1 protein-coding gene is annotated in these 846 nt (G+C 58.0%); it reads left to right on the forward strand.

Going from position 1 to position 846, the window contains the following annotated elements; all coding sequences use genetic code 11:
- Positions 1-175 precede the first annotated feature (175 nt).
- Positions 176-846 (forward strand): response regulator transcription factor (locus KBI52_RS01200; RefSeq protein WP_210804831.1); only part of this gene is annotated, 671 nt, incomplete at its 3' end.

Genomic DNA, 846 nt, shown 5'->3' on the forward strand with positions numbered 1-846 from the left:
AGCGCCTGCTAAGAACTTCTTGTCGAAATTACGCCTAGCGAAATTACTTATCGGGCTAAGTCTCCCTGCACTCGGAACAAGGTCAGCGCCGTGAAAGCGTCACCGTGCCTCCGGCGTTAACTCCTCGTTGAGCATACTTCCCTCACATTGTCCGAGGTTTCTGGGAGGTGGTGAGATGCGGGTGCTGCTGATCGAGGATGACATCTCTGTCGCTCAAAGCATTGAACTCATGCTCCAGCGCCTCAATGTCCAGATCTCCGTCGCCGATCTGGGCGAGCACGGCATCGATCTCGGCCGGCTCCCCGATTACGACATCATCCTGCTCGATCTCAATCTCCCGGACATGTCAGGCTATGATGTCCTGCAACAGCTGCGGCTTGCCAAGGTGAGCACGCCTGTCCTGATCCTCTCAGGCCTGGACGGCATCCAGAACAAGGTCAGAGGCCTCGGCTACGGCGCCGATGATTACCTCACAAAGCCATTTCATAAGGATGAACTCATCGCCCGCATGCAGGCCATCATCCGCCGCTCGTCTGATCAGACCGAGGCCGTCCTTCAATGCGGCGATCTGACGATCAACCCCCGAGTTCAACAGGCTGAGATCGCAGGCCGCCGGGTGAACCTGACGGGCACGGAGTACAAGATCCTGGCGTTTCTGGCTCAGCGCCAGGGGAACACGCTGACCAAAGAGATGCTCCTCAATCATCTGTATAGCGGGATGGATGAACCGGAGATCAAGATCATCGACGTGTTCATCTGCAAGCTGCGCAGGAAGCTCGCCGAGGCTTCAGGGGGCAGGGACTACATCGAGACGGTCTGGGGCCGCGGCTACATGCTGCGGGAGCC

This window comes from Microvirga sp. HBU67558 (assembly GCF_018069605.1).
Lineage (GTDB): Bacteria > Pseudomonadota > Alphaproteobacteria > Rhizobiales > Beijerinckiaceae > Microvirga > Microvirga terrae.